The 6,465-nt window shown below is 38.3% G+C and carries 7 protein-coding genes; 6 read left to right on the top strand and 1 reads right to left on the bottom strand.

What is annotated here, in order from left to right:
• Nucleotides 1-121: 121 nt before the first annotated feature.
• From BGO88_RS10250 to BGO88_RS10230, 5 genes are all read left to right on the top strand, one after another.
• On the top strand, nt 122-1,102 hold the full coding sequence (locus BGO88_RS10250) for a carbon-nitrogen hydrolase family protein (protein WP_273237100.1): 981 nt from the start codon (nt 122-124) through the stop codon (nt 1,100-1,102).
• Between the two features lie 85 nt (nt 1,103-1,187).
• Nucleotides 1,188-1,790 carry a hypothetical protein gene (locus BGO88_RS10245; protein ID WP_286706805.1) on the top strand — a complete coding sequence of 201 codons (603 nt, stop codon included), beginning with the start codon at nt 1,188-1,190 and terminating at the stop codon, nt 1,788-1,790.
• A gap of 73 nt (nt 1,791-1,863) precedes the next feature.
• Entirely contained in the window at nt 1,864-2,976 is a 1,113-nt protein-coding gene (locus BGO88_RS10240) for a cupin domain-containing protein (RefSeq protein ID WP_286706804.1), read from the top strand.
• Between the two features lie 58 nt (nt 2,977-3,034).
• Entirely contained in the window at nt 3,035-3,946 is a 912-nt protein-coding gene (locus BGO88_RS10235) for a fumarylacetoacetate hydrolase family protein (RefSeq protein WP_286706803.1), read from the top strand.
• Between the two features lie 80 nt (nt 3,947-4,026).
• A complete protein-coding gene (locus tag BGO88_RS10230; protein ID WP_056073471.1) occupies nt 4,027-4,776 on the top strand; it encodes a maleate cis-trans isomerase family protein in 750 nt (249 codons plus the stop codon).
• Between the two features lie 226 nt (nt 4,777-5,002).
• On the opposite strand, the gene BGO88_RS10225 is transcribed toward BGO88_RS10230, so the two are convergent.
• Entirely contained in the window at nt 5,003-5,719 is a 717-nt protein-coding gene (locus BGO88_RS10225; RefSeq protein WP_286706802.1) for a 3-ketoacyl-ACP reductase, read from the bottom strand.
• 195 nt (nt 5,720-5,914) lie between these two features.
• Here BGO88_RS10225 and BGO88_RS10220 point away from each other — a divergent pair, with 195 nt between their 5' ends.
• The gene (locus BGO88_RS10220; protein WP_286706801.1) at nt 5,915-6,436 is read left to right on the top strand and encodes a thioredoxin family protein; all 522 of its coding nucleotides are present in this window, start codon (nt 5,915-5,917) and stop codon (nt 6,434-6,436) included.
• The last annotated feature ends 29 nt before the right edge of the window (nt 6,437-6,465 follow it).

The following is a 6,465-nucleotide window of genomic DNA, read 5'->3' as shown; positions in this document are numbered from 1 at the left end:
AGAAAATAGATAATAGAAAATAGATAATAGGTAATAGACTATTTAAGCCAAAATCATAAATCATAAATCATAAATCATAAATCATAAATCATAAATCATAAATCATAAATTCATCAATAAAATGGAATTTCCAAAATTTAAAGCCGCTGCAGTACAAACCGCCCCGGTATTCCTAAATGCACAGGCCACGACAGATAAGGCCATAGCATTCATTAAGGAAGCTGCAGGAAAGGGAGCCTCTCTTGTTGCTTTTCCTGAAGTTTTTATTGCCGGCTATCCGTATTGGAATTGGATTATGACTCCTGTACAAGGCAGTAAGTGGTATGAAGTTTTATACAAATGTTCCATAACAACAGATGGCCCCGAAGTACAACAACTATGTCAGGCTGCCAAAGAACACAACGTGCATGTTGTAATTGGAATCAACGAAAGAGGAAACAGCTACGGAGAAATTTATAACACCAACCTGATTATAGACAATAACGGAATACTTATTGGGAGACACCGTAAACTCGTACCTACCTGGGCTGAAAAACTTACATGGACAAGCGGTGATGGTTCTTCTTTAAAAATATATCCTACTGAAATAGGTCCAATCGGGACATTGGCCTGTGGAGAAAATACAAATACTTTGGCTCGATTTACTTTACTTTCGCAAGGCGAATTGATTCACATAGCCAATTACATTTCACTTCCTGTTGCTCCACCCGATTATAATATGGCCGAAGCAATAAAGATACGTGCTGCCGCCCACTCCTTTGAAGGAAAATTATTTACGATTGTTTCCTGTTCTACAATTTCTCAGGAAATAATGGATGCCTTGAAAGAAGATGTACCTAATGTTCAGGAATTGCTTACCAGAAAAAACTCTGCCTTCTCTGGCATAATAGGCCCTAATGGTGCTGTTGTTGGAGAACCGCTAATCGATGAAGAGGGAATCGTATACGCTGATATTGACCTGTCTAAATGCATCCAGCCAAAACAAATGCACGACATATTGGGACATTACAACCGTTTCGATATTTTTGACCTTAGAGTAAATGTTGCTCCAACAAGAAAGATTACCTTTATAGATAACCATGAAGAGTTTTCTAAAAAGTAAAATTTTCTAACGAACTCCTTACCCTGGCAGGGTTTAAAACCCTGCCAGGGTTGAAGAAAAAAAATAAACGCCATACAACATGAAAATGCAGCCATTAGAACATGAAAAGTTCTATCACATTTTTAATCGTGGAAATAATGGTATCAATCTGTTTTATGATGCTGATTGTTATTATCATTTCCTAAGACTATATGAAAAATATATAGAGCCTGTAGCTGAAACCTATGCCTGGTGCCTGCTAAAAAATCATTTCCATCTTTTGGTTTATATAAAACCACAAAATGAGATTGATAATCGCAAGCTAAAATATTCAACCGTTGAAAAACCAAGAATAATAAGCGCATCTAAACAGTTCTCGCATCTGTTTAATGCATATACACAGGCAATAAACAAACGTTTTAAAAGAACGGGAAGCTTATTTGAAAAACCGTTTCACAGGAAATTGATAACATCAGACAATTATTTTCAGAAACTGATCTATTACATTCACAACAACCCTGTACATCATGGTTTTTGCAAAAATATAAACGATTATCCATGGTCCTCATACGGAAGTATTATTTCTGAGAAACCAACCAAAATAAAAAGAAAAGAAGTTATTGATGCCTTTTATAATTTAGATAATTTTATAGCGTATCATAATCAAAATCAAGATTTGTTTGATATTGATGGTTTGATAATAGAATAAAAATTTCTTCTATAACCCTGCCAAAGTTTTGAACTCTGGCAGGGTTGAAAAAAGAAGACAAAAAAATAAAAATATGGAATCAAAATTCAACGACGACGTAATTGGAAGAGCCCGGGTTAAGGATACACCCGAACTTGAGGCCTATTATAAAGAATTAGAAACCCTAGGAGCCGGCGCCTTATGGACCGTCGCTAATGATATTGAACCTTGGGAGCCGCGAACTTCCTCAGTTCCTATGCTCTGGAAATATGAAAACCTGAGAGAACTGGTACTTAAATCATCAGAATTGGTGACTCCGGAACAAGCCGGGCGCCGTGTGGTTTATCTTGTAAATGACAAGCGAAAGGATGTAAGCGCTGCCGTTGGCTGGTTGTATACCGGAATACAGGTTACCCGTCCGGGAGAAAGCACATCGGCACATCGTCATAAAGCTTCTGCCCTACGTTTTATTATGGAAGGTGATGGTGGCTATACAGTTGTCGATGGCAATAAGATTACATTTGAAGTCAATGATTTTGTAATTACACCCAACAGCACATGGCATGAACATGGTGTTGCAGAAGGCGGAAAAACCTGTATCTGGCAGGACGGTCTGGATATTCCTTTGGTAAATGCGCTGGAAGCTAATGACTATGCTGTTTATGATGGAAAACAGGAATTAAAGTATCCGGTTAATTTTTCACCTCTAACTTATGGAGGTTCAGGATTATTACCCGCTGACAAGGTATGGGATAAACCCTATTCTCCTTTATTCAAATATTCCTGGAAGAATGTTTATCCTTCCTTATTAGAAGCTGCGCAGGTAAACGATGGCTCACCTTATGATGGCATATTGATGCATTATTCCAATCCTGTTACCGGAGGCCATGTCATGCAGACCATGGGAGCATCTATGCAATTACTAAGAGCTGGTGAACATACAAAAGCACACCAACACACCGGTTCATTTGTCTATCAATGTGCCAAGGGCAAAGGCTATTCTGTCATTAACGGAAAACGTTATGACTGGAAAGAAAGAGATATTTTTTGTGTTCCTTCGTGGGCCGTACATGAACACGTAAATCTTTCAGAAACAGAAGACGCCTGCCTGTTCTCTTTTAACGACCTTCCGGTTATTGAATCTTTAGGGCTATATCAGCAAAGAGCCTATGAAGAAAACGGAGGATTCCAGATAGTTAATAGCTAAAAGTCAAAAAAGAGAAAAGTAAATACAACCATAAAAAAACCATACTTATAACGAAAAAATGAAATTAGTTACTTTCACGCATAAAAATTCAGAACCAAAGCTTGGAATTTTCAACAATGACACAGTTCTTGACCTGGAAGCGTTTGCACACAAACACAATGAAGAATTTCCAAAAACCATGTTGGAACTCATTGACCTTGGATTGGAAGAAGTTAACAGAATTGCTGAAATTCTGAAAACCTCTTCAGAAAGTGCCATCGCTGCAGCTTCACTTCCTTTAAACGAAATAAAGCTTTTGGCTCCAATTACCAAGCCAAGAAAAAATATTATCGGTATTGGACTGAATTATACGGAACATGTAGCAGAATCAGCCAGAACACTAGATACGTCAAAAGATTTACCGCAACAGCCGGTTATCTTCTCAAAACCACCAACTGCAGTGATTGGTACCGATGAAGCTATCCTTCACAACACAAAACTGACGCAACAACTGGATTGGGAAGTTGAATTGGCAGTAATAATCAGCAAAAAAGGAAAATACATTGCCAAAGAAAATGCTATGGATTATGTTTTTGGCTACACTGTTATCAATGATATCAGCGCCAGGGATTGCCGTCGTGCAGGACAATGGATTGTTTCAAAAGGACAGGATACTTTCGCACCAATGGGACCTGTTCTGGTTACCAAAGATGAAATCGAAGACCCACACAACCTTAATTTATCGCTGACAGTTAACGGTGTTGAAAAGCAAAATTCAAACACAAAATACATGCTTTTCAGAATTCCTGACCTTATTGAAGACCTAAGTACTGTTTTCACACTCGAAGCAGGCGATATCATTGCGACGGGGACACCTGCAGGTGTAGGCGCCGGAAGAAACCCGCAAGAATGGATGTGGGATGGAGATGTCGTTGAAGCTACTGTAGAAGGAATTGGAACGTTAGTGAATACGATTAAGAAAATTCAATAATTAGATTTCAGACTTCAGATTTCAGACTTTCAACTTTCGACTTTAGACTTTAGACTTAATAACTTTAGACTTCACTTACAATGAAAAAATATAAAATAGGCCAGATAGTTCCTTCATCCAATACAACGATGGAAACCGAGATACCGGCCCTCTTCCGTTCCAGAGAAACTATTGCACCGGAAAGATTCACTTTCCATTCCAGCAGGATGCGGATGAAAAAAGTAACCAAAGAAGAATTGGAAGCTATGGACGCAATGAGTTTGAAATGTGCTCAGGAACTTTCTGATGCTCAAGTAGACGTGATGGGTTATGCTTGCCTTGTTGCCATTATGAGTATGGGACGTGGCTATCACTGCGTTTCCGAGACAAATCTGCATGAAGAAACCGTAAAGAACGGCTTCCCTACTCCAATCGTGACCAGTGCCGGTGCATTAATCAACGGATTGAAAGTTTTGGGAGCGAAAAAAGTAGCCGTCATTACACCTTACATGAAACCGCTAACGCAGTTGGTTGTAGATTATATCGAGCATCAGGGATTTGAAGTTGTTGATTCTATAGCTTTGGAAATACCTGACAATTTAGAAGTAGCGGCACAAAATCCTATGAATCTTTTAGATATCTACAAACGACTCAATCTAAAAGATGTTGATGTACTTGTCGCTTCTGCCTGCGTACAAATGCCGTCCCTGGAAGCTGTAGACCTGATTGAAAAAGAAATAGGAATTCCAGTTACAACAGCCGCCATCTGTACAACTTATGAAATGATGAAAAAGCTGGGATTGGACACAAAAGTGCCAATTGGTGGTGAATTACTTAGCGGAAAATATTAATAATTCTGTCTTAAAATTGAACCGAACCCGAAAAGAAATAGCTAACTTTAAGTAAACCATAAAAATCAAAAGCTATGAACGGATTCTTCAAAACACTACTCGCAGGATGGGGAGCGAAGAAACTTGGAGGCGGATGCCTTGGAACCATCATTTTATTTTTTATACTCTATTGGCTGTTAGGCTATTTATAGAAATAACAAATCCCCTCAATTGAGGGGATTTTATTTTAAGGATTTGTAGACCAAAGCGAAGCAGACTTGAGTAGTGCTCTCCTATTCAGTTTTAATTGGGCAACAACCAATTCAGCAAAATCTTCCGGTTGCAGCACCCTTTCAGGATTACCATCTGTAAGATTCAATGAAAGTGACATTTCAGAAGCAATCGTACTCGGCATTAAGGCTGAAACTCTGATATTGTGCTTTCTTACTTCCATCATCAATGCTTCCGAAAATCCGGCAACAGCAAATTTTGATGCCGTATAGGCGGTTGTATTAGCATTACCTCGAAGCCCGGCCGTAGAAGAAACATTAATAATATCACCCGTATTTCTGGCAATCATTCCCGGAAGTACCTGATACGTAACATTATAGATGCCCATAACATTGACGTTTAGGATTTCCTGCCATCTTTCCGGTTCCATTTCCAAAAAACTTCCAAAAGAAGCTGTTCCTGCATTATTGATAAGTATATCAATAGCACCAAATGCTTCATGGATATAGGCGATTCCTTTTTTGGTAGCTTCAAAATCGGCTACATCAAAAACAGAATAGATTGCCTTTACACCATAAGCCTGCAATTCTGCTATAGTTTCCAGCAAAGCTTCTTCATTTCTACCTGTAATAGCAATGTCAACACCTTCGGCTGCAAGAGCTAAAGCCGTAGCTTTTCCTAATCCGCGGCTTCCTCCGGTTATTAATGCTTTTCTTCCTTGTAATTGTTCCATTTTCGGTGTCTTTTTATTTCAGATTTGTATAAACACAAAGTTAGACATCCTTAACATCTCCCGAAGGTTTTTAACTTTTTGTTCAGCTAATTTATTTAGAAATTATTTACTATTATCACACATGAAAATATGGAAGCGAATCGTTAAGTTTGTTATGTATAAACTTTCGCTAACTCTTAAAAACAATTCAACCCAATGAAACTAAAATCACTGTTACTCTGTTTACTTTTTATTGGTGCAATAACTCAAGCGTCCGCACAGGAAAGCGCCGATAAAATCCTTGAAAAAGCATTTACCCAGGCAAAAAAAGAAAAGAAAAATGTTTTTGTAATGTATCATGCTTCCTGGTGCAAATGGTGCAAGAAGATGGAAAACAATATGGAAACTGAAACCGTCAAGCCATTTTTTGACAAAAACTATGTAACTACGTTTTTGGTAGTGCAGGAATCCAAAGACAAAAAGCATCTTGAAAATCCGGGGGCCGATGATATCCTCAAGAAATCCAAAGCAGACAATAGCGGTATTCCTTTCTGGCAGATTTATGATGCTAATGGCAAACTGTTAGCCGATTCTTTTAATGCCAAAGGCGAAAACTTAGGCTGTCCGGCCACAGTTGAAGAAGTAGCAGAATTCACTGATAAGCTTAAAAAAACAGCAAAACTTAGTGAAAAAGACCGCAAAAAGATTGAAGAAGTATTCGTGCTTAAGAAAAAATAAGCAATAAAGAAAAAAGGCCTCCAAAATTT

The organism is Flavobacterium sp. 38-13 (assembly GCF_001899155.1).
GTDB lineage: Bacteria > Bacteroidota > Bacteroidia > Flavobacteriales > Flavobacteriaceae > Flavobacterium > Flavobacterium lindanitolerans.
Note: the sequence above shows the minus strand (reverse complement) of the source record. Positions and strands in the feature narration are given on the sequence as shown.